Consider the following 25,114-nt stretch of genomic DNA (forward strand, 5'->3'; position numbering starts at 1 on the left):
GCTTATTCCGCCGCCTGCTTGAAGCCGCTCTTGGCCAGCGCAGAGCATTCCGCCATCACGGCAGAGGCCCGCGCGATCGGGTTGGTCAGGTAGAAATCCTTCACCGGCGAGGTGAAGCTGCCCTTGTTCAGCCGCCCGCCGAGCTTGGCCACCTTGGCGATATCGTCGGCGCTGCCGGCGTCGACATGGTCGATGCGGGCAAGGTGCGGATACTCGCCGTAGAGCTTGGCGCGCAGCTGCGGCAGGGAATCGAACGGCAACTTCTTGCCCAGAACATCCGAAAGCGCGCGCAGAATCGCCCAGTCCTCGCGTGCATCGCCCGGCGCGAAGCCGGCGCGGTTGGTCTGCTGCACCCGGCCTTCGGTGTTGACGTAGGTGCCCGACTTTTCGGTATAGGCGGCAGCCGGCAGGATAACATTGGCGCGGTGTGCGCCGTGGTCGCCATGGGTGCCGATATAGACGACGAAGGCGCCGCCGGTCTTGCCCATGTCGATCTCGTCGGCGCCAAGCAGGAACAGGAGATCCGTCCCGCCAAGCATGCCGGCGACGTTCTTGCCGCCCTCGCTCGGCACAAAGCCGAGGTCGAGGCCGCCGACGCGGCCAGCCGCGTTGTGCAGCACGGCAAAGCCGTTCCAGTCGGCCCGGGCGGCATTGACGGCGGCTGCCAGCTTCGCCGCCTGTCCGAGCACGGCCGCACCATCGGCGCGCGCCAGAGCGCCCTGCCCGACAATGATCAGCGGATGCGTCGCCTTCTTCAGCACCTCGAAGAACTTGCCGTTGCCGTCGGCCAGGTCCTTCAGGGAATCCGGACCGGCGCCCAGCTGCTCATAGTCGTAGCGCGTGTCGCCGACCTCGCCGATGACGCCGACCGGCAGATTGCCGATGCGCCAGCGCTTGCGGATGCGGGCATTGAGCACCGAGGCCTCGAAGCGCGGGTTGGCGCCGATGATCAGCACCGCGTCGGCCTGCTCGATGCCCTCGATGGTCGGGTTGAAGATGTAGCTGGCACGGCCAAGCGATGGATCGAGGGCTGCGCCATCCTGGCGGCAGTCGGTATTCTTCGAGCCGAGCGCGGCCATCAGAAGCTTCAGCGCATAGATCTCCTCGACGGCGGCGAGATCGCCGGCGATGGCGCCGATCTTTTCCGGGGCCGTCGTCGACACCTGTTCCTTGATCGCGGCGAAGGCTTCCGCCCAGCTTGCCGGTGCCAGCTTTCCGTTCTTGCGCACATAGGGGCGGTCGAGGCGCTGCGTGCGCAGGCCGTCCCAGATGAAGCGGGTCTTGTCGGAAATCCATTCCTCGTTCACCGCCTCGTTGACGCGCGGCAGGATGCGCATCACTTCGCGGCCGCGGCTATCGACGCGGATCGCCGAACCGACGGCATCCATGACGTCGATGGATTCGGTCTTGGTCAGCTCCCACGGCCGCGCCTGGAAGGCGAAGGGCTTCGAGGTCAGCGCGCCGACCGGGCAAAGGTCGATGACATTGCCCTGCAGTTCCGAGGTCATCGCGCTTTCGAGATAGGTGGTGATCTCGGCATCCTCGCCACGGCCGATCAGGCCGAGCTCGGAAATGCCGGCGACCTCGGTGGTGAAGCGGACGCAGCGCGTGCAGTGGATGCAGCGGTTCATCACCGTCTTGACCAGCGGGCCGATATACTTGTCTTCGACGGCGCGCTTGTTCTCGTGATAGCGCGAGGAATCGACGCCGAAGGCCATCGCCTGGTCCTGCAGGTCGCATTCGCCGCCCTGGTCGCAGATCGGGCAGTCGAGCGGATGGTTGATCAGCAGGAACTCCATCACGCCTTCGCGGGCCTTCTTGACCATCGGCGTGTTGGTGAAGATTTCCGGCGTCTCGCCATTGGGGCCCGGGCGCAGGTCGCGCACGCCCATGGCGCAGGAGGCCTGCGGCTTGGGCGGCCCGCCCTTCACCTCGATCAGGCACATGCGGCAATTGCCGGCAATCGACAGCCGCTCATGGAAGCAGAAGCGCGGCACTTCCGCGCCCGCGTCCTCGGCCGCCTGCAGCAGCGTGTAGTGGTCGGGTACAGTGATCTCTTTCCCGTCGACCTTGAGCTTTGCCATCAATTGCCCCCGGCGGTCTTCGCCGTCTCATATGCCTGGATGAGATCGCCAAGGCTGATGCCGTTGATCATCATGCCGGCGACTTCTGCGTTTTCTATCTTCACGTTGCTCATGTTCACATTGGTGAAAAACGTATTCGAGAGATTTGCGTCTTCCACCTTGGCGTTGGTCAGGTTGGTGCGCTGGATCCGGGCCGCCGACAGGTTGACGTTGTGGAACTGCGTGTTCGACATGTTCACGTCATCGAAGCTCGAATTGGCGACGATGGCATTGCGAACATCGAGAACGTCACGCTTGTCGTGGACCTCCATGCCCTACCCCTGCCTCTTGGCCTTGGCGGCCAGCACAAGTGCAGCCGCCTGGCGGGTCCAGTCGTCACGGCCGATGCGGCCGGCCAACGACAGATAGTCCTCGACCCAGGCGATCTCTTCGGGCGTCCAGGCCGCGATCTGTCCATGGGTCCAGATGCCCAGGCCGTTGAGAACCTTCTCCAGCTTCGGACCGATGCCCGATATCGCCTTGAGATCGGACGGCTTCGCCGGCCGCTCCATGGCTTTGGGCTGCCGGAAATCCTCGGGCATCAGCCCGGTCGCCGCACCGCCTTGCACCGTATCGGCGCCGGCGCTGTCCTGCGCCTTCTCGACGGTATTGGCGGCAATGTCGGTCACATCCCTGGCGAAGGTCTGTGCCTCGGCAATCAGTGTCTTGGTCGCCTTGTGCGCCTTGGAAGAGCTTTCGGCGGAATCCGAAAATTGTTCGCTTCTTGCTTCGAAATCATCGACGATCGGCTGGAACAGCCGCTGCGAAGCCTCGGCCGCGCCGGTTAGCGCGCCGAGCCAGACGCCAAAAGCGTGGTTGGCAAAGCCAAAGCCGAGCGCCGACATTGCCGCAGCGCTCGCGACAGGATGAGCGAAGAGATTGACGGTACTTGCCATCTCCTTCGGCATCATCCTGGTCAAGTCCTGGTTCATCTTCTCGAACTGGTCCATGTCGGGCATCATTGGGTAGGGTATCGAATACGGCGCCATCGGTCGTCTCCTGGTCGTTTCTTCGTATGCCCCGCCCGGTATCCTCGTCTCGGGCTCTCGCCCGCATTTCAATTTCTATTCCGCAGCCACCATCACCGGCTCCGCCCGGTGCGCGTTGCGCGAAAACTCGTCGATGCGGCGCTCCACCTCGCCGCGGAAATGCCGCATCAGGCCCTGGATCGGCCATGCCGCCGCATCGCCCAGCGCGCAGATCGTGTGGCCTTCGACCTGCTTGGTGACGTCGAGCAGCATGTCGATCTCGCGCTTCTGCGCCTCGCCGCGCACCAGCCGTTCCATCACCCGCCACATCCAGCCGGTGCCTTCGCGGCACGGCGTGCACTGGCCGCAGCTCTCATGCTTGTAGAAGTAGGAAAGCCTGGCGATCGCCTTCACGATATCGGTCGATTTGTCCATGACGATGACAGCCGCGGTGCCGAGGCCCGACTTCAGGTCGCGCAACGCGTCGAAATCCATCGGCGTGTCGATGATCTGCTCGGCCGGCACCAGCGGCACCGAAGCGCCGCCCGGAATGACCGCCAGAAGATTGTCCCAGCCGCCGCGGATGCCGCCGCAATGCGTCTCGATCAGTTCGCGGAAGGGGATCGACATCGCCTCTTCGACGGTGCACGGATTGTTGACGTGGCCCGAGATGCAGAACAGCTTGGTGCCGACATTGTTGGGCCGGCCGAAGGACGAGAACCAGGCCGCGCCGCGGCGCAGGATGGTCGGCGCCACCGCGATCGACTCGACGTTGTTGACGGTCGTCGGGCAGCCATAGAGGCCGACATTGGCCGGGAATGGCGGCTTCAGCCTGGGCTGGCCCTTCTTGCCTTCGAGGCTTTCGAGCAGCGCCGTCTCCTCGCCGCAGATATAGGCGCCGGCGCCGTGATGCATGTAGATGTCGAAGTCGTAGCCGGAAATGTTGTTCTTGCCGATCAGCTTGGCCTCATAGGCCTCGTCGATGGCGCGCTGCAGCGCCTCGCGCTCCCGGATGAACTCGCCGCGCACATAGATGTAGGCCGCAATCGCGCCCATGGCGAAGCCGGCGATCAGGCAGCCCTCGACCAGCGTGTGCGGGTCGTGGCGCAGTATGTCGCGGTCCTTGCAGGTGCCGGGCTCGGATTCATCGGCATTGACGACGAGGTAGCTCGGCCGACCGTCGCTCTGCTTGGGCATGAACGACCATTTCAGCCCGGTCGGGAAGCCGGCGCCGCCGCGGCCGCGCAGGCCCGACGCCTTCATCTCGTTGACGATCCAATCGCGCCCCTTGGCGATGATGCCGGGCGTGTTGTCCCAGGCGCCGCGTGAAATCGCGCCAGCCAGCGACTTGTCGAAGCGGCCGTAGATGTTGTTGAAGATGCGGTCTTTGTCCTGAAGCATTGTTCGTCCCTCAGACCGGCTTCTTGCCGAAGACGCGGATGTACTCGGCGACACCGCCCTTGGCGAGCGCCTTGGCCTGCTTGACCCAGTCGTCGCGCTCGATGCGGCCGTGGAAGCTGAGATAGCCGTCCACCCATTCGCGCTCGGCCTTCTTCCAGGACGAGACTTGCGCGAAGGTGAAGATGCCCAGCGAATGCAGGGTGCCCTCGATCTTCGGGCCGACACCGGAAATCAGCTTGAGATCGTCGACCAGCGCCGGCTTGGCGATGCCGGCGGGGCGGTTCTTGTCCTCGAGCGAGGGTTTTGCGGGTTTCGCCGCCGGCACTTTGGCTTCCGGCGCCTTGAAGGCAGCCGCCGGCTCAGCTTTGTACTTGGGGCCGCTGCGCTGTTTCGAAACCTTTTCGACTTCAGGCGCTGCCTTGTTGGCGTTGGCGGCCGAATGCAGCGGGGCCGAGACGCTCGCTGCCTTTTCCACGGCAGGCGCAACCTTGACCGGCGAAGGCGATTTCAACGCCGGACTGGTTTCCGGCGCGTCGGTCTTCGGCTTGCTGGCCTTCGACGGTGCGACGACGGCAGCCGGCGCCGGTACGGGCTCAGCGACGATCGCATCCGGCGCCGCCTTGGCGGCCTTTGTTGCCGCCTTGGCTTCCTTGTCGCGCGTCGACTTGAGGATCGCCTTTTCGCTGGTCAGCGTGGTCAGGCCGGTGATCGGCTCGGACGTTGTGCGGCCATTCTGCGGCCCTGGCGTCACCGTGGCGCCCTTGCCGGCGCCGTAGAGGTCGATGATCTCGGCCAGCCGCTCAGGCGTCAGATCCTCGAACGTGTCCTTGAAGATCATCACCATCGGCGCGTTGACGCAGGCGCCAAGACATTCGACCTCCTCCCACGATAGCGTGCCCTTGTCGTTGGTGTGGAACTGGTCGTGATGGATTTTCGAGCGGCACACATCCATCAGCGCTTCCGAGCCGCGCAGCATGCAGGGCGTGGTGCCGCAGACCTGGATATGCGCACGCGTGCCGACCGGGTTCAGCTGGTACTGCGTGTAGAAGGTCGCGACTTCGAGGCCACGGATATAGGGCATGCCAAGCATGTCGGAGATCGTCTCGATCGCAGCCTTCGTCACCCAGCCTTCCTGCTCCTGCGCCAGCATCAGCAAGGGGATGATGGCCGACTGCTCGCGGCCCTTCGGATATTTCTTGATCCATTGCTTGGCCGCCGCCGCATTCGCCCGATTGAAGGCGAAGGAGGCTGGCTGGACGGCTTGCTCTGCGAGACGGCGGACTGACATTTAGCGATCGACCTCACCAAACACGATGTCGAGGGAGCCGAGAACGGCGGTGACGTCGGCCAGCATGTGGCCGCGGCACAAAAAGTCCATGGCTTGCAGATGCGCAAAGCCTGGCGCGCGCAGCTTGCAGCGGTAGGGCTTGTTGGTGCCGTCGGAGACGAGATAGACGCCGAACTCGCCCTTCGGCGCTTCGACGGCCGCATAGACCTCGCCGGCCGGCACGCGGTAGCCCTCGGTGTAGAGCTTGAAGTGATGGATCAGCGCTTCCATCGAGCGCTTCATCGCCTGGCGCTTGGGCGGCACGACCTTGCCGTCGAGGTTCGACACCGGCCCGGTGCCCTCCTTGCCGAGCAGCAGATCGACGCACTGGCGCATGATCTTCGCCGACTGGCGCATCTCTTCCATGCGCACGAGGTAGCGGTCGAAGCAGTCGCCGTTCTTGCCGATCGGAATGTCGAAATCCATCTCCGGATAGCATTCATAGGGCTGCGATTTGCGCAGGTCCCAGGCCGCGCCCGAGCCGCGCACCATGACGCCCGAAAAACCCCAGGCCCAGGCATCGGCCAGCGAGACCGTGCCGATGTCGACATTGCGCTGCTTGAAGATGCGGTTGCCGGTGAGCAGCGCATCGAGATCGTCGAGCGACTTCAGGAACGGGTCGATCCACTTGCCGATGTCCTCGACCAGCTTCTGCGGCAGGTCCTGGTGCACGCCGCCGGGGCGGAAATAGGCGGCATGCATGCGCGAGCCGGAGGCGCGCTCGTAGAACACCATCAGCTTTTCGCGTTCGACGAAGCCCCACAGCGGCGGCGTCAGCGCACCGACGTCCAGCGCCTGCGTCGTCACATTGAGGATGTGCGACATGATGCGGCCGATCTCGGAATAGAGCACGCGGATCAGCTGGCCGCGCTTCGGCACCTCGATGCCGAGCAGGCGCTCGGCCGCGAGCGCGAAGGCATGCTCCTGGTTCATCGGCGCGCAATAATCGAGCCGGTCGAGATAAGGCACCGCCTGCAGATAGGTCTTGTGCTCGATCAGCTTTTCGGTGCCGCGATGCAAGAGCCCGATATGCGGATCGACGCGATCGACGACTTCGCCGTCCAACTCAAGCACCAACCTCAAAACACCATGCGCTGCAGGATGTTGAGGTCCAAAGTTGATGTTAAAATTGCGGACGGAGGTTTCAGCCATTCTGGCGCCTCTGGCGAAGAGTCAGTAGTGAGTAGTGAGTAGTGATCATCAATCTCAATGCCTACTTATTCCGCCTGCTTTGCCTGCACCGTCCTGATGAGAGATCGCATCATTTTTCCAATCTCTTCGCATCGCAGCAGCAGTTCAGTCTCATTGTCTCTTTCCAGCAAACCGACCCGGCATGCCAGCAGTATGTGCGTTTCCAGTTCCTTCAGCGACCCCTGCGCCATGCGCAGAAACTGACCGAACGAACCTCTATTCTCACGACCATACCCTTCGGCGATGTTGGCGGCGATCGAAACCGCCGAGCGGCGCATCTGGGAGGTCATTCCATAAATCTCTTCTTTCGGAAAACCCTTGGTGAGGCGATAGCAATTTTCGGCAAGCACCATCGCCGATTGCCACACCAACAGGTCACGATAAGATTCGATCCTTTTTTCCAATTCCTTCCCTACTGACTACTCACTACTTCCCTACTCACTGTTTCGCCTTCTCATCCCCCGGCAGGACGTAATCCGTCCCTTCCCACGGCGAAAGAAAATCGAAATTGCGGAATTCCTGCTTCAATTCCACCGGCTCGTAGATGACGCGCTTGGCCTCGTCGTCGTATCGCACTTCGACGAAACCGGTCAGCGGGAAATCCTTGCGCAGCGGATGGCCTTCGAACCCATAGTCGGTCAGGATGCGGCGCAGGTCGGGATGGCCCGAAAACAGCACGCCATAGAGGTCGTAGGTCTCGCGCTCGAACCAGTCGGCGCCGGGATAAACGGCGGTGAGCGACGGCACCATCGTTTCCTCGTCGGCCTGGACCTTGATGCGGATGCGCAAATTCTGCTTCGGCGACAAAAGATGATAGACGACATCGAAGCGCTTGGCCCGCGACGGATAGTCGGCGCCGCAGACGTCGATGATCGAGATGAACTGGCAGCGCTGATCGTCGCGCAGGAAGGTCGCCACCTCGATCAGGTCGCGCGGCTCGACCGAGACGGTAAGCTCGCCATAGGCCAGAACGGCATTGTCGACCCTGCCGGCCAGCGTCTCGCCCAGATAGGTCGAGAGTTCGTTCAACGACTGGCTCATGGGGTCACCGTTCGATCGTGCCGGTGCGGCGGATCTTCTTCTGCAACAGAAGAATGCCGTAGAGCAGCGCTTCGGCGCTCGGCGGGCAGCCGGGCACATAGATGTCGACCGGCACGATGCGATCGCAGCCGCGCACCACCGAATAGGAATAATGGTAGTAGCCACCGCCATTGGCGCAGGAGCCCATCGAGATGACGTAGCGCGGCTCCGGCATCTGGTCGTAGACCTTGCGCAGCGCCGGCGCCATCTTGTTGGTCAGCGTGCCGGCGACGATCATGATGTCGGACTGGCGCGGCGACGCGCGCGGCGCGACGCCGAACCGCTCCGAGTCATAGCGCGGCATCGAGGTATGGATCATCTCGACGGCGCAGCAGGCCAGACCGAAGGTCATGAACATCAGCGAGCCGCTGCGCGCCCAGGTGATCAGCGCCTCGGTCGAGGTGACGAGAAAACCCTTGTCGGCCAGCTCGTTGTTGATCTCGAGGAAGAACGGATCGTCGGAACCGACCGGTCGACCGGTATTGGGGTCGATGATGCCCTTGGGCTTCGGTGCGACGAGCGTGCCGGAACTGTCGTTCAATCCCATTCCAGCGCTCCTTTTTTCCATTCATAGGCAAAGCCGATGGTCAGCACCGCCAGAAACACCATCATCGACCAGAAACCGAGCATGCCGATCTTCGAGAAGGACACCGCCCAGGGAAACAGGAAGGCCACTTCCAGGTCGAAGATAATGAACAGGATCGACACCAGGTAGAAGCGGATGTCGAACTTCATGCGGGCATCGTCGAAGGAGTTGAAGCCGCATTCATAGGCGGAAAGCTTTTCCGGATCGGGATTGCGGTAGGCCACCAGGAACGGCGCAATGATCAGCGCCAGGCCGACGACCAGCGCCACGCCGATGAAGAGGACTATGGGCAGGTACGAACTCAAAAGTGCGTTCATGCTGCGGCTTTCCGTTGGCGGTCAATCCACTTTGATTACAGCAACCAACCTTAATGCGGAAGCGTGACAGATTAACCGCTGAACCGTTTTAGGTGGCCTATGCTGCAACGCGGCGAGGGTTAGCGCAGCGCTTTCGGCGAAGCAAGTCAAACCTTGTTCAAAACGCGGTGCTGGACGGCATATCCCGGAAAACTGGTCCGATCCGCTCTTGTTTGATTTCCTTCACTTTTTACTCCACTTTTCTCTCCTGACATATATCCCGCCAAAACCCTGCTAGCATGGCCAGGAATCATCGGTTTTTGCTTGGCTTGAACAGCATCAGGGCGACGTCTGCATGAAGGAAAAGATCTCGCTCGGCATGGCCCGGCGCATCGCGCTCGCAGCACAAGGATTTACCGACCCGAGACCGGGCGGAACACCCAACCGCCGCCATCTGGCCCGCGTGCTCAGCCGTACCGGCCTGCTGCAGATCGATTCCGTCAGCGCGGTGGTGCGCGCCCACTATATGCCGCTCTATTCACGCCTTGGTTCCTACCCGCTCGCCTTGCTCGACAATGCCGCCGTGACGCGCAAGCGCACGGTGTTCGAATATTGGGCGCACGAGGCCTCCTTCCTGCCGGTCGAGACATACCCGCTGATGCGCTGGCGCATGCAGCGCGCCGAGCGCGGCGACGAGATGTATCTGGGGCTGGCCAAATGGGGCCGCGAACACGCCGGCTATATCGAAGAGATCTACCGCGAGGTCGTCGATCGCGGCCCGATCGCCGCTTCCGCGCTGGAAGGCCAGAAGGGGTCGGGCGGCTGGTGGGGCTGGAGCCACGCCAAACACGGCTTCGAATGGCTGTTCTGGGCCGGCCGCATCACCACGGCGTCGCGTCGCGGCTTCGAGCGGTTTTACGATCTGCCCGAACGCGTCCTGCCGCAGGCTGTCCTCGACCTGCCGGTGCCGGCGGCCGAGGATGCACACCGCGAATTGCTGCGCATCTCGGCGCGCGCCCATGGCGTCGCAACCGCCGGCGACCTGCGCGACTACTTTCGCCTGTCGCCAGCCGATATGAAGGGCCGGCTGGAGGAATTGGTCGAAACGGGCGAGCTGCTGCCGATGCGCGTCGAGGGTTGGGACAAGCCGGCTTACCTGCACAAGGACGCCCGTTTGCCGCGCCGCATCGAGGCGCGCGCCCTGCTGGCTCCCTTCGACCCTGTCGTATTCGAGCGGGCGCGTGCGGAGAGGCTGTTCGACTTCCGCTACCGCATCGAGATCTACACGCCCGCCGAAAAACGCCAGTACGGCTATTACGTGCTGCCGTTCCTGCTCGGCGACAGGATCGTCGCGCGCGTCGACCTCAAAGCCGACCGCCCGGCCAGCGTGCTGCGCGTCCACGCCGCCTACGCCGAAGCCTGCGCACGACCCGAAACCGCCGCTCAGCTCTTCGCGGAATTGAAGCAGATGCAAGACTGGCTCGGGCTGGAGCGCATCGAAGCGATGCCAGCGGGCGATCTCGGTCCGGCGCTTGTCGACATCGCCGTGTCGTAGGGTAGTGTCTCAGTTTGAAATCATGGCTCTGAGCCATTAAGGACCGCTACAACGCCACCGGAGGCCAGAGCAGGTAGAACAGCATAACGGCAAGCAAGGCGCCAATTGTCCCAAAAGACAACACCGCCACAGAAATCCAAATCGCTCGCCTGATCCGCACCTCAAGGCGTCTCCTCTAAGGTCGCTATGTGGTGGACCCGGCTGCCGCTCGCGTAGACGGTGAAGCACTTGTTGCCCAAGCGGTCGTTTTTGACAGTGAGCGAGGTGGTGTATCGCGGAGCATTTCGTGGCAATGAGGTCGTGGCGACGGGTGGCAGATGGCTAGCAGCCAGCCGTCCGAGAAGCACAGCTAATTGCCCTTCCGCCAGTGACGCCTCCGGGATGGAATCCTCCCATGGCTCGGGCGCCCCGTGGCGTACAATCTTCCAAACTCGCGCCATGTCGCCGGCCCATGCTTTCCGCTAAGCGTAGGTGGTTTCGCTTAGGGCTTCAAACACGACCGACAATTTTCTGGATTTCAAACTGAGACACTACCTGTCGTAGACGCGCGTTGACACGACTGTCCCTACAAGCCTAAATCCGCTGCAGACGGTCTCCTCTCGGCAAAGGGAGGAGCCAAGAGGGAATGCGGTGCGAGATCGCAAGATTTCAAATCCGCGGCTGTCCCCGCAACTGTAAGCGACGAGCCTCAGCCGAAAACCACTGGGATGTTCCCGGGAAGGCGGCTACCCAAGGCGATGACCCGCGAGCCAGGAGACCTGCCGTCTGAGACATAAAGAATCCGATCGCCTGGCGGGTTTTCCGGGCAAGGAGCCTGATTTGGAGCGCGACAGCAGTTTTTCGGCTGAGACAGCGGACATATCGTCCGGCAGGGACGAATCCCTGGCGGGAGTCACAATCATCGTCTGCGCCTCCTGCCGCGATGAAACCGGCTCCGACGCCCATCCCCGTGCCGGCGCGCTGCTCGCCGAAGACACGCGCCGCGCCGCCTCGGGCGAAGACCTCCATATCCGTACCGTCGAATGCCTCGGCAACTGCAAGCGCCGCCTCAGCGCCGCGATCCTGCGCGACGGTTGCTGGAGCTACGTCTTCGGCGACCTGGCCACGACGAGCGGCGCCGACCTCGTCGCCGGCGCAAAGCTCTTCGCCACCTCGACCGACGGCCTCATTCCCTGGCGCGGCCGCCCCGATTCCTTGAAGCGCGGCCTTGTCGCCCGCATTCCTCCCCCTGATCTGCTGAAGGACTGACCATGACCGCTTCTGTCTCCCGCGTCCCCTGCACCGTCGTCACCGGCTTCCTCGGCGCCGGCAAGACGACGCTGATCCGCCATCTGCTCGAGAACGCCAAAGGCAAGCGGCTGGCCATCATCGTCAACGAATTCGGCGACATCGGCATCGACGGCGAGATCCTCAAGGGTTGCGGCATCGACACGTGCCCAGAGGAGAACATCGTCGAACTGGCCAATGGCTGCATCTGCTGCACCGTCGCCGACGATTTCGTCCCGGCGCTGGACCAGATTCTGTCGCGCACGCCGAAGGTCGACCACATCCTGATCGAAACCTCGGGCCTCGCCTTGCCCAAGCCGCTCGTCCAGGCCTTCCAGTGGCCGAGCGTCAAAAGCCGTGTGACGGTCGACGGCGTCATTGCTGTGGTCGACGGGCCGGCCCTGGCCGAAGGCCGCGTCGCCAACGACATGGATGCCCTTCAGGCGCAGCGCGCCCAGGACGAGACGCTCGATCACGACGACCCGGTCGAGGAAGTGTTCGAGGATCAGGTCGCCTGTGCCGACCTGATCATATTGTCGAAGAGCGATCTGATGGACGCCGCCGGTTCGGCCCGCGCCAATGCCCTCATCGGCGAGCACCTTTCGCGCGCGGTCAAGATCGTGCCGACCTCCCAGGGCAAGGTCGATCCCTCCGTACTGCTCGGCCTCGGTCTCGCCGTCGAAGACGACATCGAGAACCGCAAGTCCCATCATGACGGCGCATTCGACCACGAGCATGACGACTTCGACACGTTCATTGTCGACATTCCCTCGATCGCCAATCCCGATGAGCTGGCGAAACGCGTCGCCACCGCCGCCGAGGAAGAGAACGTGCTGCGCGTCAAAGGCTTCGTCGAGGTCGGTGGCAAGCCGATGCGGCTGTTGCTTCAAGCCGTCGGACCGCGCGTCAACCACTATTACGACCGCGCCTGGACGGCGCAAGATGACCGCCGCTCGCGCCTCGTCGTCATCGGCCTGAAGGGGCTGAACCGCCCGGCCATCGAGCGTATCCTCGCCGGCTGAGGCAAAAAACGAACCGCGATGCACATTCTCACCACAACATCCGCCTCGCTCGACGACCTCGCCGAGCCTGTCGATCTCCGGCAGACGCCGGCGGATATCGTGGCGCTGTCCTTTACCGACAGCGATCTTTCCGGACTGGCGGCGGCGTGGAAGGCGGAGCGCCTGCCATCCATGCGGCTCGCCGCACTTCGCGACCTGCGCCATCCGATGTCGGTCGATCTCTGGATCGACAGCGTGGCGCGACATGCCAGGGTGATCCTCGTCCGCATCCTCGGTGGCTATGACTGGTGGCGCTACGGCTGCGACCAGCTCGCCGCAATCGCGCGCGAACGCGGCATCAAACTGGCGCTGCTGCCCGGCGAGAGCCACGACGAGGATTTTCGCCTGATCGAAGGCTCGACGCTGCCGCGTGCGGAGTTGGACGCGTTGCTCGGCTATTTCCGCGAAGGCGGGCCGGAGAACATGAGCGCGCTGATGCAGAGGCTGGCGCGGTTGGCGGGATCGGATGCGGCAGTCGCCCAGCCGGTCGCGGTGCCCAAGGCGGGATTTTACGAGCCTGGACGAGGCGTCGTGGAGAAGCCGGGCCTTTCGAATGTCGGCGCCGCCGTCATCCCCATCCTGTTTTACCGCTCGATGCTGCTTGCCGCCGACGTCGCGCCGATCGATGCCCTTTTTGAAGCGCTCAGAGCGCGTGGCATGGCCCCCGTGCCCATCTTCGTGTCGAGCCTCAAGGACCCTGCCTCGCTCGCCTTTGTCGAGACGGCACTCGCGGCGCTCAACCCTGCCGCCATCGTCACGGCGACCGCTTTCGCCTCCGGCGCCGAACCCGGTATCGAAACCCTGTTCGACCGCGCCGGCGTGCCAGTCTTCCAGGTCATCGTCGCCACGACGCGCCGCGACGTCTGGGAAAAGAACCAGCGCGGCCTGGCGCCGGCCGACCTCGCCATGCATGTCGTGCTGCCCGAACTCGACGGCCGCATCCTCGCCGGCGCCATTTCCTTCAAGGGTGAAAGCGAAACCGATCCGGCACTGGCCTTCCGCGCCTTCGCCAACCGGCCGGAAGGTGATCGCGTGGCGCAGGTGGCGAGCCGCATCGAAGCCTTCATCCGCCTGCAGCGCGCGCCGCGCGCGACGCGCAAGCTCGCCATCCTGATCCCGGACTATCCCAGCGCCCCTGGCCGCACCGGCTATGCCGTCGGCCTCGACGTGCCTTCCAGCGTGCTGGCGATGTTGCACGACCTCAGGGAACAGGGCTACGCCGTTGAAGGGATTCCGCAATCGCCGCGCGAGTTGCTGGAGGTGCTGGAAAAGGGAGGCCATGGCCTTTCCTTGGAGGATTACCTCCCCATTTCGGCGGAGCTGCCCGAAACGGCGCGCAATGCGATTGAAGCGGCGTGGGGCAAGGCTAAAGACGAAGCGCACGTCAATTCGCCCCCCTCTGTCCTGGGCGCGACAGGATGCAAACCTTCGCAGCCGATAGGCGAAAAGCACTTCCCCTTCCGCGCCGCGACCTTCGGCAACATCACCGTAGCACTCGCCCCCGACCGCGGCCGGTCAACCGATCGCCGCGCCGACTACCATGACCCGACGCTCCCCCCGCGCCATGCCCTGATCGCCTTTGGCCTGTGGCTGCGCAAATCGCTGGGCGTCCATGCCCTCATCCATGTCGGCGCCCACGGCACGCTGGAATGGCTGCCCGGCAAGACCGTCGCACTCAGCGAGACCTGCTTTCCGGAAATCGTCACCGGCGCACTCCCCGTCATCTATCCCTTCATCGTCTCCAACCCCGGCGAGGCGGCGCAAGCCAAGCGGCGCATTGCCGCCATCACGCTTGGCCATCTGCCGCCGCCGCTGACCGGCGCCGGGCTGGACGAGAACCAGCACAAGCTTGAACGCCTGGTCGACGAATATGCCCAGGCCGACGGTCTCGACCGCCGCCGCCGCGACCGGCTGGCGAGCCTGATCGTCGAGACCGCTCGGAAGACCGGGCTTGCCGCCGAGGCCGGTGTCGCCAGGACGGACGCTCCCGACGAAGCGCTGCGCCGCATCGACGCCTGGCTCTGCGACCTCAAGGATTTCGCCATCAAGGACGGCCTGCATATCTATGGCCGCTCGCCTGACGGCGAGGCCGATCCGCTGCGCAAGCAAAGTGCGGCGGCCGAGAAGTCAGCGCTTCTGGCGGCGCTCGACGGCCACCACGTCAGGGCCGGGCCGGCCGGCGCACCGGCCCGCGGCCGTTCCGACGTGCTGCCCACCGGCCGCAACCTGTTTACCTCGGACCCGCGCACCATGCCGACTCCGACCGCCTTCGATCTGGGCAAGGCGGCGGCCGAGGAAGTGGTGCGAAGCTATATGCAGTCGCATGGCGACTGGCCGCGCTCTTTGGTGATCGACCTCTGGGGCTCCGCCTCGCTGCGCACCGGCGGCGAGGAGATCGCGCAGGGCCTGGCGCTGATGGGCTGCCGGCCGCAATGGGACGCAGCGACCGGCCGCGTCACCGGTATCGAAGTGCTGCCGCCGGCAACGCTCGGCCGCCCGCGCGTCGATGTCACCTGGCGCATATCGGGCCTGTTCCGCGACATGTTCCCGACCCAGATCGCCCTGATCGATGCCGCCGCCAATGCCGTCGCCGCCCGCGACGAGGAAGATTCGGAAAACCCGCTGGCGGCCAGGACCCGCATTGAGGGCAAGATCAGCCCGCGCATCTTCGGCACCTCGCCCGGCACCTATGGCGCCGGCGTCGAGGATCTCTTGTCGAGCGGCGACTGGGCCGCGCGGGAAGAAATCGGCCGCGCCTATCTCGACGCCACCTCGCACGCCTATGGCGGCGCCGACGGCGAAGCGGTCTCCGCGCCCGGAGCCTTCGAAACCCGGATCGCCGAGGCCGACCTCCTCGTTCACACCAGCGACGACCCCGGCCGCGACATTTTGGAAGGCTCCGCCGATGTCGCCTTCATCGGCGGCTTTTCGGCAGCGCTTGCGGCCCTCGGCAAGAACGCCGACGTCATCGTTCTCGACACCACGGACCCGCAAAAACCGAAGCCGCGCTCGGTCGGGGAAGCCGTATCTCGCGTCGTTCGGGCCCGTGCGGTCAATCCCCGCTTCATTGCCGGGCAGATGCGCCATGGTCCGCGCGGCGCCTCGGAATTCGCCGAGACGGTCGACCGGCTGGTCGGCTTTGCCGAAACCACCCAGGCCATATCGGGCACACTGATCGAGGCCGTGCATGACGCCTATCTCGGCGATCCAGATGTCCGCGCCTTCATCCTGCGCGAGAACCCGGCGGCAGCCAAGGTCATCGCCGAGCGGTTCCAATCGGCACGGCGGCGCGGCCTCTGGCATCCGCTGCGCAATTCGATCGACGATGACCTCGCCGCCCTGATCGCCGAAGCCCATGGGGTGGCGGCATGAACGCCTTCTCCCGCCGTGGCGCCTGCCCTGCCCTCAGCAAGCCGATGCAGACCGGCGACGGACTGCTGGTGCGGCTCAATCCAGTCGCTGGAGGACTTTCGCCGAAGTCGCTGATCGGACTCTGCGAATCCGCACTGCACCACGGCAACGGCATCATGGAAGTCACCGCGCGCGGCAGCCTGCAGATCCGGGGATTGACGGCTGAAAGCGCGCGGCGGCTGGCCGGAGAGGTCGATGCATTAGGGATTGCCGTGCGCACCGGTGTACCGGTGGAGACCGGACCGCTGGCGGGCATCGACCCGCAGGAGGTCGCAGACCCGCGGTCGTTGGCGGAGCACATTCGCGCAGCACTTGACGAAGCCGGGCTGGCGCAGCGGCTGGGGCCGAAGGTTTCGGTCGTTGTCGACGGCGGCGGGCAACTTGATCTGGATTCGGTGACGGCCGATGTGCGGCTTGCGGCAATGCGGACCGATGCGGAAATCCAGTGGCGGGTGTCTGTTGCGGGCGACGCTATGGGCGCGAGGTTGCTTGGCTTTGTTGATCAAGATGCTGCCCGCGATATTGCCATCGCGTGTCTAAGAATGGTTGCCGAAAGGGGCCGCGAGGCACACGCAAGGGATTTGTCGGAGCGGCAGTTAGTATCCCTCGCAAGTTGGCATTCCTTCGCGCCCCCCTCTGTCCTGCCTGGGGGCGCGAAGGAACGCTTTCCTCTGACACCTTCGGCCCGCTCGCCCATCGGCATCTTCGATCTGGCCGCAGCCAGTCACTCCATCGGCATCGGCCTGCCCTACGGCAGCATGCCAGCGCAGAAACTCATCGATCTCACGCAACAGGCCCTCACCCTTGGTGCCACCGAAATCCGCCTGGCGCCGGGCCGCGCTCTGTTGTTCCTTGGCCTAGCGCCGGCCGCCTGCCCGCCACTCCAAGAAGCAGCCACCACCCTCAGCTTCGTCACAACCCCCGCCGACCCCCGCACCAGGATCGCCGCTTGCCCTGGCACCCCCGCCTGCGCCTCCGGCCAGATCGCCACCCGCGACATCGCCGAGACCATCGCCGCGGAAAACGCCGACATCCTCGACGCCTCCCTCACGCTGCACATTTCCGGCTGCGCCAAGGGCTGCGCGCATCCGGGCAAAGCAGCGCTGACATTGGTTGGTGGCGAAAACGGAGCCGGACTTGTCGTGGACGCGACGGCAAAGGCTCTTCCTGCCGGATACAGGCCGGGCTATGACGCCGCGCGCGGCATCGGCGGCGTTGCAGCGGCAATCCGCAAAGAACGACTTCGGGGCGAGACCGCCGCCGCCTGCCTGGCAAGGCTTGGCGCGGCCGGCATCGCAGAAGCTTACCGACAGGAATGAGCATGGCCGCCTACGACTATATCCACGACGGCACGGCGATCTACGAGCGCTCCTTCGCCATCATCCGTGCCGAGGCCGACCTGTCGCGCTTTTCGGAGGCCGAGGCCGATGTCGCGATCCGCATGATCCATGCTTGCGGCCAGGTGGAAGCTACCCGGCACTTCGTTTTCTCCAGTGATTTCGTTGCCGCCGCGCGCGCCGCCCTATCTGCCGGAGCACCGATCTTCTGCGACGCCGAGATGGTCTCGCATGGCGTCACCCGCGCCCGGCTGCCGGCCGGCAACGAGGTGATCTGCACCCTGCGCGATCCGCGCACAACCGAGATCGCCAGGGAGATCGGCAACACCCGCTCGGCCGCCGCGATCGACCTGTGGGGCGAGCGCATGGCCGGTTCGGTCGTCGCCATCGGCAATGCGCCGACCGCGCTCTTCTACCTGCTGGAGAAGCTGCGCGACGGCGCGCCGAAGCCGGCCGCCATCATTGGCATGCCTGTCGGTTTCGTCGGCGCTGCCGAATCCAAGGATGCGCTGGCCGAAAATTCCTACGGCGTGCCTTACGCCATCGTGCGCGGCAGGCTGGGCGGCAGCGCCATGACCGCCGCCGCGCTCAACGCATTGGCGAGGCCGGGCCTGTGAACGCGCTCGCAAAAGGCCGCCTGGTTGGCGTCGGCACCGGTCCCGGCGACCCCGAACTGCTGACGCTGAAAGCCGCGCGGGCATTGGCTGAAGCCGATGTCGTGGCGTACTTCGCCAAGCGCGGCAACAACAGCAATGCGCGGGCCATCGTCGAGGCGCACTTCCGGTCGGATATGCTGGAACTGCCGCTGCTCTATCCGGTGACGACGGAGATCGACAAGGATCACGACGACTATCGCTCGCAGATCACCGAGTTCTACGAGCAATCGGCCGAGGCGGTCGCCGGGCACCTCGATGCCGGCAGGATGGTCGCGGTGCTCTCGGAAGGCGACCCGCTCTTCTACGGCTCCTATATGCATTTGCATGTCAGGCTGGCGCACCGCTTCCCGACCGAGGTCATTCCCGGCGTCACCGCCATGTCCGGCTGCTGGTCGGCAACGGGACTGCCGATCGTTCAGGGCGACGACGTGCTGACCGTCCTGCCGGGCACGATGAGCGAGTTCGACCTGACGCGCCGCCTTGCCGACACCGATGCCGCCGTCATCATGAAGGTTGGCCGCAACCTGCCCAAGATCAGGCGGGCGCTGGAGGCCACCGGCAAGCTGACGAAGGCCGTCTATGTCGAGCGCGGCACCATGCCGGGCAGCGTCTCGATGCGGCTGGCCGACAAGCAGGACGACAAGGCACCTTATTTCGCCATCGTGCTGGTCGCCGGCTGGTCGGCCCGGCCCGGCGTGTCGGGAGCCAAACCATGAGCGGTCGCCTGACCGTCATCGGCCTTGGGCCCGGCAATGCCGACCAGGTCACCCCCGAGGCGAGCCGCGCCGTGGCGGAAGCCAAATTCTTCTACGGCTACAAGCCCTATCTCGACCGGCTCGAGCTGCGCCCGGACCAGACCCGTGTCGCCTCCGACAATCGCGAAGAACTCGCCCGCTCCAAGGACGCGCTGGTGAAAGCCGCCGAAGGCCATGACGTCGCCGTCGTCTCTGGCGGCGATCCCGGCGTCTTCGCCATGGCGGCGGCCGTCTGCGAGGCGATCGAGGCTGGCCCCGCCGAATGGCGCGCCGTCGATGTCGCGATCGTGCCGGGGATCACCGCCATGCTTGCAGTGGCTGCCCGCATCGGCGCGCCGCTCGGCCACGATTTCTGCGCCATTTCGCTGTCCGATAATCTCAAGCCCTGGGAGCTGATCGAGCTGCGTTTGCTGGCGGCTGCCGGCGCCGGCTTCGTCATCGCGCTCTACAACCCGATCAGCAAGGCGCGTCCCTGGCAGCTTGGCCGCGCTTTCGAATGCCTGGCCGCCATCCTGCCCGGCACGACGCCGGTCATCTTCGGCCGCGCCGCCGGCCGGCCCGACGAGCGCATCGAGGTTTTCTTGCTGGCCGACGCCGACGCGGAAAAGGCCGACATGGCGACCTGCATCATCATCGGCTCTCCGGAAACCAGGATCATCCGCCGCGGTGAGCGGCCGTCGCTGGTCTACACGCCGCGCTCCGCCACGGGTTCGAGAAAATGATCGACCATCGCGGCGAGCGCTTCGACCGTTTCAGCCGACGGAACGTCCGGCAGCGCCGGCCTGCGGACCATGATCACCTCGATGCCGAGCGCTCGCGCCGCCGCGATCTTGCCGTAAGTCGCCTCGCCGCCGCTGTTCTTGGAGACGATGACGTTGATGCGGTGCTCGGCAAGCAGGGCGCGTTCGTCGGCCTCCCGAAACGGCCCGCGCGCCAGCAGATAGGTCGCATCGGGCACCGCCAGCCTCGGCTCGACCGGATCGACGCTGCGGATGAGATAATGATGCTGAGGTGCCGCTTCGAAAGCACCGACCTCTTGCCGACCGAGCGCCAAAAAGACGCGACGCGGCGCCCCGCCGAGCGCCTTGGCTGCCTCGGCGACGATATCGACCAGCGTCCAGCGATCGCCCTCGACAGGCTCCCAGCCGGGACGCCTGAGCGCCATGCTCGGCACGCCGGCCTGCCGCGCGGCCTCCGCCGCATTGGCCGAAATTTGCGCCGCATAGGGATGCGTGGCATCGATCAACAGAGCCGTGCCAGCTTCCTTGAGATACGCCGCCAGCCCGTGCGCACCGCCGAACCCTCCCGTGCGGACCGGCACGCCTTGCGCGACCGGGCTTTCCGTGCGGCCGGCCAGCGACAGCGTGACCGAAAGATCGGCGCGAAGAGCCAGCTTTCCCGCCAACTGCCGGGCTTCGGTGGTTCCGCCGAGGATCAGAATTTTCTTCATGGGCACCATATTGAACCGCGTCGGCGCTGCCCCTCACCCTTACCGTCTCCCCGTGAAGAACGGGGAGAGGGGGGCGTCAGCGTCGGAGCTTCTCTCTTCTCCCCGTCACTATACGGGGAGAAGGTGCCGGCAGGCGGATGAGGGGCGGCGCGGCATGTCAAGAATCAAGCAGCCAACGCCCAAATGGCTCACTGTCATCGGCATCGGCGAGGACGGTGTAGCGGGTCTCGGCGACGAGGCCAAGCAGCGCATTGCGCAAGCCGAAGTCATCTTCGGCGGCAAGCGGCATCTGGCGCTGGTCGCTTCCCTGGCCAAGGGCGAGCCGCGCCCATGGCCGACTCCCTTCGACCCGGACATGCGCGACGTGCTGGCGCTGGCCGGCAAGAACGTCTGCGTGCTCGCCTCCGGCGACCCGTTCTTCCATGGCGTCGGCGCCACCCTCGCCCGCAAGGTGAAGACGCAGGACATGCATGTCATCCCCGCGCCATCGTCCCTTTCGCTGGCCGCATCCCGCCTCGGCTGGGCCTTGCAGGACATCGAGACCATTTCCCTGCATGGCCACTCGATCGACTTGATCCGGCCGCTACTGCACCCCGGCACCCGCATTCTTGCCCTGACCTCCGACGCCGATGCGCCGACGGCGATCGCGCGGCTGCTGACCGAACTCGACTTCGGCGCATCGCGGGTGACGGTGCTGGAGGCCTTGGGCGGTCCGGGCGAAAACGCGCGTTCGACCCGCGCCGACGCGTTCAATCTCGAAAATATCAACCCGCTCAACGTGCTGGCGATCGAAGTTGACTCAACTCCGGATGCCCGAATCCTGCCGCTCGCATCGGGCCTGGCCGATCATCTTTTCGAGCATGACGGCCAGATCACCAAGCGCGAGGTCCGCGCCATGACCCTGTCGGCGCTGGCGCCGCGGCGCGGCGAACTGCTGTGGGATATCGGCGCCGGTTCCGGCTCGATCGGCATCGAATGGATGTTGGCCCACCCCTCGATGCGCGCCATCGCTATCGAGGCCGATTCGACCCGCGCTGCCCGCATTCATCGCAACGCTGCTGCTTGCGGCGTCCCCGGCCTTGTCGTCGTCGAAGGTTCGGCGCCGAAGGCGCTAGCCAAACTGGATACACCCGATGCCATCTTCATCGGCGGCGGTGGCAGCGATACCGGCGTGCTCGGCGCAGCCATCAAGGCGTTGCCCTCCGGCGGTCGGCTGGTGGCCAATGCCGTGACGCTGGAGATGGAGGCTTTGCTCCTCGCCCAGCACACCAGGCACGGCGGCGATCTGACCCGCATTGCCATATCCCGCGCCTCCCCGGTCGGCGCGATGCAAGCCTGGCGGCCGGCCATGCCTGTCATCCAATGGAGCTGGGTGAAGCCATGATGGTCGCGGGCATCGGCAGCCGCAAAGGCGTCAACGCAAGCGAGGTGCTTGCGGCGATAGAGACCGCGCTGGAAGCACACGGGCTGGCGATGACGGCGCTTTCAGCGTTGGCCACCGCACCGCTCAAACGCGACGAAGAGGCAATCTTCTCCGCCGGGCGCGAACTCTCGCTTCCGGTAGTCGTTGTCGAGGACGATGCCCTCAAGGCCGCATCATCCAGCACGCTCAGCCGCTCCGAACTGTCACAAGCGCATGCCGGTACGCCATCAGTTTCCGAAGCCTCCGCGCTGGCCGCCGCCGGCAAAGGCGCAAAGCTGCTCGGGCCGCGCACCGTGCTCGGCCCGGTCACCTGCGCCATCGCCATCAGCGGAGATGCGCCATGACTGTCCATTTCATCGGCGCCGGTCCGGGCGCCGCCGACCTCATCACACTGCGCGGCGCAAGGCTGCTGGCCAGTTGTCCGGTCTGTCTCCATGCCGGCTCGATCGTCGCACCGGAATTGCTGCAGCACTGCGCGCCCGGGACAAAGATAATTGATACCGCGCCGATATCGCTGGACGAGATCGAGGCCGAATATGTCGCCGCCCACAAGGCTGGCCACGATGTCGCTCGCCTGCATTCCGGCGACCTGTCGGTATGGAGCGCGGTGGCCGAGCAGATCCGCCGGCTGGAGAAGCACGGCATCCCTTACACGCTGACGCCGGGCGTGCCCTCCTTCGCCGCCGCTGCCGCAGCGTTGCGCCGCGAACTCACCATTCCCGAAGTCGCGCAAAGCCTGGTGCTGACCCGCGTCTCCGGCCGCGCCTCGAAAATGCCGCCGGGCGAGACGCTGGCCGGCTTCGGCCGCACCGGCGCCACGCTTGCCATCCATCTCGCCATCCATGCCATCGACCGCGTCGTCGCCGAGCTGACGCCGCTCTATGGCGCCGACTGCCCGGTGGCGGTCGTCTTCCGCGCCTCCTGGCCGGACGAGCGCGTGCTGACCGGCACGTTGGCGACCATCGAGGCGCAGCTGGCCGCCGATCCGATGGAGCGCACGGCGATCATCTTCGTCGGCAGTTCGCTGGCGGCGCAGGATTTTGGCGAGAGTTCACTTTACGACGCCCACTACCAGCGGCGTTTTCGCGGACGGGACGGATTGTGAGCGGCAGCGCCAAGCATAAGAGCGGAAACGCAACGGTCGAGCAGGCGCTCGCGCGGCTGAAATTCAGGCCGAGCGAGTTGGCGCCCGGACACGTCTGGCTGGCGGGCGCCGGCCCCGGCGATCCCGGCTGCCTGACGCTGGAAGTGCTGGCCGCGCTCGGGCAATGCGACGCGCTTGTCTACGATGCGCTGGTCTCGCCCGATGTCGTTGCCGTCGCCGAAGGCGCCGAGCTTTTCTATGCCGGCAAACGCGGTGGCCGGCCGTCGATGAAACAGGACGACATCACCGCTTTGCTGGTGCGTCTGGCGCGCGAGGGCCGCAGGGTCGTCCGGCTGAAGGGCGGCGACCCCTATATTTTCGGCCGTGGTGGCGAAGAGGCGCTGGCGCTGGCGCGAGAAAGCATCCCGTTCCGCGTCCTGGCCGGCCTGACGTCGGGCCTCAGCGCGCTCGCCGCGGCCGGCATCCCTGCCACCATGCGCGGCATCAACAAGGCGGTGATCCTGGCGACCGGCCATGCCGCCGGCACCGATGACGACCTCGACTGGGCGGCAATCGCCCGCACCGGCCAGCCCGTAGTCGTCTATATGGGCATGGCCAATCTGCCCGTCATCGCAGCCTCCCTCCTCGACGGCGGCCTGACGCCGTCGACACCGGCCGCGGTGATCGTGTCCGCGACGACACCGCAGGAGCGCATCGTCGTCGCCACTTTAGCCACCATCGCCGAAGAGGCAGCGGCGGCCGGGCTCACCGCGCCGGCGCTGATCGTCGTCGGCGGCATCGTCGCCATGCGCTCGGCACTGGCGGGCGAGCCATGACCCGCGCCATCATCATCGGCGCACCGCGCTCGGGTTCCGGCAAGACCAGCGTCACGATAGGCATCCTGCGCGCGCTGGCGCGGCGCGGCGTCAAGGTGCGCGGCGCCAAATCCGGTCCCGACTATATCGACCCCGGCTTCCACACCGCCGCGACGGGTCTGTCCGGTGTCAATCTGGACAGCTGGGCGATGTCGCCGGCCTTGCTCAACGCGCTCGCCGGCAACGCGACCGAGGATGCCGATTTCATCTTCCTTGAAAGCGCCATGGGCCTGTTCGACGGTATTCCCGCGCCTGCCGGACGCTCCGGCTCGGCCGCCGATCTCGCCCGGCTCTACGGCCTGCCGGTGCTGCTGGTGCTCGACGTATCCGGACAGTCGACGACTGCCGCGGCGGTGGCCAAGGGCTTTGCCACCTATGATCCCGATGTGCGCATGGCCGGCGTCGTGCTCAACCGGCTCGGCAGCGAACGCCATCGCCGGCTCTGCGGCGACGCCATCGAGGCGCTCGGCCTGCCCGTCGTCGGCGCCATCCTGCGCGATCCCACGCTCAACCTGCCGGAGCGCCATCTCGGCCTCGTCCAGGCCGGCGAATATGAGAACCTGATGGCGCATCTCGACCTTTTGGCCGACATGGTCGAGCGCTCGCTCGATCTCGACGCCATCATGGCGCTGGCCGCGCCCTTCACCCCGGCTTCCGGCGGCTTCGGCGATGCCTTGCAGCCGCCCGGCCAGCGCATCGCGCTGGCGGAGGATGCCGCCTTTACCTTCCTCTACCCGCATGTCGCCGCCTACTGGCGCAAGGCCGGCGCCGAGATCGTCCCCTTCTCGCCGCTGGCCGACGAGGCGCCCGACGCCGGTTGCGACGTCTGCTGGTTGCCGGGTGGCTATCCGGAGCTTCATGCCGGCCGCCTTGCCGATGCCCGGAATTTCCTTGCCGGCATGGCGAGCTTCGCGGCAACGAAGCCGGTGCACGGCGAGTGCGGCGGCTTCATGGTGCTCGGCGAAGCGCTGGAGGACGCGTCGGGCGAGACGCACAGAATGCTCGGCCTGCTCGGCCACTCCACCAGCTTCGCCAAGCGCAAGATGAACCTCGGCTACCGCGAGGCGCGGCTGCGTGCCGATTGTCCGCTGGGAGACCAGGGCACGCTGGTCCGTGGCCATGAGTTCCACTATGCGCAGATGCTTGCTGCCGGCAATGACGAACCGCTTGCCGACCTTGCCGACGGCCAGGGTAACCCGCTCGGCGCCTCCGGCTACCGGCGCGGCCATGTCAGCGGCACGTTCTTCCATGCCATTGCGAGGGGCTAGG

24 protein-coding genes and 1 riboswitch are annotated in these 25,114 nt (G+C 65.4%); of the genes, 13 read left to right on the top strand and 11 right to left on the bottom strand.

Annotated elements, in window-relative coordinates; genetic code table 11:
- Nucleotides 1–2: 2 nt before the first annotated feature.
- The 10 genes from nuoG to ACSQ3Z_RS16265 all read right to left on the bottom strand — a co-directional run bounded on the left by nuoG (nt 3) and on the right by ACSQ3Z_RS16265 (nt 8,993).
- On the bottom strand, nt 3–2,084 hold the full coding sequence (nuoG, locus tag ACSQ3Z_RS16220) for an NADH-quinone oxidoreductase subunit NuoG (RefSeq protein ID WP_436172339.1): 2,082 nt from the start codon (nt 2,082–2,084) through the stop codon (nt 3–5).
- Nucleotides 2,084–2,395 carry a pentapeptide repeat-containing protein gene (locus ACSQ3Z_RS16225; protein WP_436172340.1) on the bottom strand — a complete coding sequence of 104 codons (312 nt, stop codon included), beginning with the start codon at nt 2,393–2,395 and terminating at the stop codon, nt 2,084–2,086. Before ACSQ3Z_RS16225 ends, nuoG begins: the two co-directional genes overlap by 1 nt.
- Before the next feature lie 3 nt (nt 2,396–2,398).
- Nucleotides 2,399–3,112: an NADH-ubiquinone dehydrogenase gene (locus ACSQ3Z_RS16230; RefSeq protein WP_436172341.1), complete on the bottom strand. Its 714-nt coding sequence runs from the start codon at nt 3,110–3,112 to the stop codon at nt 2,399–2,401.
- Between the two features lie 75 nt (nt 3,113–3,187).
- Nucleotides 3,188–4,492 (bottom strand): NADH-quinone oxidoreductase subunit NuoF, encoded by a 1,305-nt coding sequence (gene nuoF, locus ACSQ3Z_RS16235; RefSeq protein ID WP_192180961.1) that lies wholly within the window; start codon nt 4,490–4,492, stop codon nt 3,188–3,190.
- 10 nt (nt 4,493–4,502) lie between these two features.
- Entirely contained in the window at nt 4,503–5,780 is a 1,278-nt protein-coding gene (locus ACSQ3Z_RS16240) for an NADH-quinone oxidoreductase subunit E (RefSeq protein ID WP_436172342.1), read from the bottom strand.
- Complete coding sequence (locus ACSQ3Z_RS16245) at nt 5,781–6,971, bottom strand: NADH-quinone oxidoreductase subunit D (RefSeq protein WP_192180959.1); 1,191 nt, start codon at nt 6,969–6,971, stop codon at nt 5,781–5,783. It lies immediately after the preceding gene.
- A 65-nt stretch (nt 6,972–7,036) separates the two neighbouring features.
- Entirely contained in the window at nt 7,037–7,414 is a 378-nt protein-coding gene (locus ACSQ3Z_RS16250; protein ID WP_436172343.1) for a four helix bundle protein, read from the bottom strand.
- Between the two features lie 34 nt (nt 7,415–7,448).
- Nucleotides 7,449–8,051, bottom strand: coding sequence for an NADH-quinone oxidoreductase subunit C (locus ACSQ3Z_RS16255; RefSeq protein WP_436172344.1), 603 nt, complete (start codon nt 8,049–8,051; stop codon nt 7,449–7,451).
- Nucleotides 8,052–8,055: 4 nt separating this feature from the next.
- Nucleotides 8,056–8,637, bottom strand: a complete 582-nt coding sequence (locus ACSQ3Z_RS16260; RefSeq protein WP_006203252.1) for a NuoB/complex I 20 kDa subunit family protein — start codon at nt 8,635–8,637, stop codon at nt 8,056–8,058.
- On the bottom strand, nt 8,628–8,993 hold the full coding sequence (locus ACSQ3Z_RS16265) for an NADH-quinone oxidoreductase subunit A (protein ID WP_006203254.1): 366 nt from the start codon (nt 8,991–8,993) through the stop codon (nt 8,628–8,630). The genes ACSQ3Z_RS16260 and ACSQ3Z_RS16265 overlap by 10 nt, the downstream gene beginning before the upstream one ends.
- Nucleotides 8,994–9,327: 334 nt before the next feature.
- Between ACSQ3Z_RS16265 and ACSQ3Z_RS16270 the strand changes: the two genes are divergently transcribed.
- The 8 genes from ACSQ3Z_RS16270 (at nt 9,328) to ACSQ3Z_RS16305 (ending at nt 19,735) form a co-directional block, all read left to right on the top strand.
- Nucleotides 9,328–10,527 (top strand): winged helix-turn-helix domain-containing protein, encoded by a 1,200-nt coding sequence (locus ACSQ3Z_RS16270; RefSeq protein WP_436172345.1) that lies wholly within the window; start codon nt 9,328–9,330, stop codon nt 10,525–10,527.
- Nucleotides 10,528–11,099: 572 nt separating this feature from the next.
- Nucleotides 11,100–11,307, top strand: a riboswitch (cobalamin riboswitch).
- 39 nt (nt 11,308–11,346) lie between these two features.
- On the top strand, nt 11,347–11,775 hold the full coding sequence (locus ACSQ3Z_RS16275) for a DUF1636 family protein (RefSeq protein ID WP_436172346.1): 429 nt from the start codon (nt 11,347–11,349) through the stop codon (nt 11,773–11,775).
- A gap of 2 nt (nt 11,776–11,777) precedes the next feature.
- A complete protein-coding gene (gene cobW / locus ACSQ3Z_RS16280) occupies nt 11,778–12,815 on the top strand; it encodes a cobalamin biosynthesis protein CobW (RefSeq protein WP_436172347.1) in 1,038 nt (345 codons plus the stop codon).
- Between the two features lie 18 nt (nt 12,816–12,833).
- Entirely contained in the window at nt 12,834–16,226 is a 3,393-nt protein-coding gene (gene cobN, locus ACSQ3Z_RS16285) for a cobaltochelatase subunit CobN (RefSeq protein WP_436172348.1), read from the top strand.
- Complete coding sequence (cobG, locus tag ACSQ3Z_RS16290) at nt 16,223–17,584, top strand: precorrin-3B synthase (protein ID WP_436172349.1); 1,362 nt, start codon at nt 16,223–16,225, stop codon at nt 17,582–17,584. The genes cobN and cobG overlap by 4 nt, the downstream gene beginning before the upstream one ends.
- A gap of 2 nt (nt 17,585–17,586) precedes the next feature.
- Nucleotides 17,587–18,219 (top strand): precorrin-8X methylmutase, encoded by a 633-nt coding sequence (locus tag ACSQ3Z_RS16295; RefSeq protein WP_436172350.1) that lies wholly within the window; start codon nt 17,587–17,589, stop codon nt 18,217–18,219.
- A complete protein-coding gene (locus ACSQ3Z_RS16300; RefSeq protein ID WP_436172351.1) occupies nt 18,216–18,974 on the top strand; it encodes a precorrin-2 C(20)-methyltransferase in 759 nt (252 codons plus the stop codon). Before ACSQ3Z_RS16295 ends, ACSQ3Z_RS16300 begins: the two co-directional genes overlap by 4 nt.
- Nucleotides 18,971–19,735, top strand: a complete 765-nt coding sequence (locus tag ACSQ3Z_RS16305) for a precorrin-3B C(17)-methyltransferase (protein WP_120013048.1) — start codon at nt 18,971–18,973, stop codon at nt 19,733–19,735. Before ACSQ3Z_RS16300 ends, ACSQ3Z_RS16305 begins: the two co-directional genes overlap by 4 nt.
- Here the strand turns inward: ACSQ3Z_RS16305 and ACSQ3Z_RS16310 are convergent.
- A complete protein-coding gene (locus tag ACSQ3Z_RS16310) occupies nt 19,699–20,463 on the bottom strand; it encodes a cobalt-precorrin-6A reductase (RefSeq protein ID WP_436172352.1) in 765 nt (254 codons plus the stop codon). The two genes, ACSQ3Z_RS16305 and ACSQ3Z_RS16310, sit on opposite strands and share 37 nt — an antisense overlap.
- 154 nt (nt 20,464–20,617) lie before the next feature.
- On the opposite strand from ACSQ3Z_RS16310, the gene cbiE reads away from it, so the two are divergent.
- From cbiE to ACSQ3Z_RS16335, 5 genes are read left to right on the top strand one after another with little or no spacing between them, the layout of a single operon-like run.
- Nucleotides 20,618–21,847 carry a precorrin-6y C5,15-methyltransferase (decarboxylating) subunit CbiE gene (gene cbiE / locus ACSQ3Z_RS16315; RefSeq protein WP_436172353.1) on the top strand — a complete coding sequence of 410 codons (1,230 nt, stop codon included), beginning with the start codon at nt 20,618–20,620 and terminating at the stop codon, nt 21,845–21,847.
- A complete protein-coding gene (locus tag ACSQ3Z_RS16320) occupies nt 21,844–22,230 on the top strand; it encodes a cobalamin biosynthesis protein (RefSeq protein ID WP_436172354.1) in 387 nt (128 codons plus the stop codon). Before cbiE ends, ACSQ3Z_RS16320 begins: the two co-directional genes overlap by 4 nt.
- A complete protein-coding gene (cobM, locus tag ACSQ3Z_RS16325) occupies nt 22,227–22,991 on the top strand; it encodes a precorrin-4 C(11)-methyltransferase (protein WP_436172355.1) in 765 nt (254 codons plus the stop codon). The genes ACSQ3Z_RS16320 and cobM overlap by 4 nt, the downstream gene beginning before the upstream one ends.
- Nucleotides 22,988–23,806 (top strand): uroporphyrinogen-III C-methyltransferase, encoded by an 819-nt coding sequence (gene cobA / locus ACSQ3Z_RS16330; RefSeq protein WP_436172356.1) that lies wholly within the window; start codon nt 22,988–22,990, stop codon nt 23,804–23,806. Before cobM ends, cobA begins: the two co-directional genes overlap by 4 nt.
- Nucleotides 23,803–25,113, top strand: a complete 1,311-nt coding sequence (locus ACSQ3Z_RS16335) for a cobyrinate a,c-diamide synthase (protein ID WP_436172357.1) — start codon at nt 23,803–23,805, stop codon at nt 25,111–25,113. The genes cobA and ACSQ3Z_RS16335 overlap by 4 nt, the downstream gene beginning before the upstream one ends.
- Nucleotide 25,114 lies beyond the last annotated feature (1 nt).

It is taken from the genome of Mesorhizobium sp. LjNodule214 (genome assembly GCF_964252735.1).
GTDB lineage: Bacteria > Pseudomonadota > Alphaproteobacteria > Rhizobiales > Rhizobiaceae > Mesorhizobium.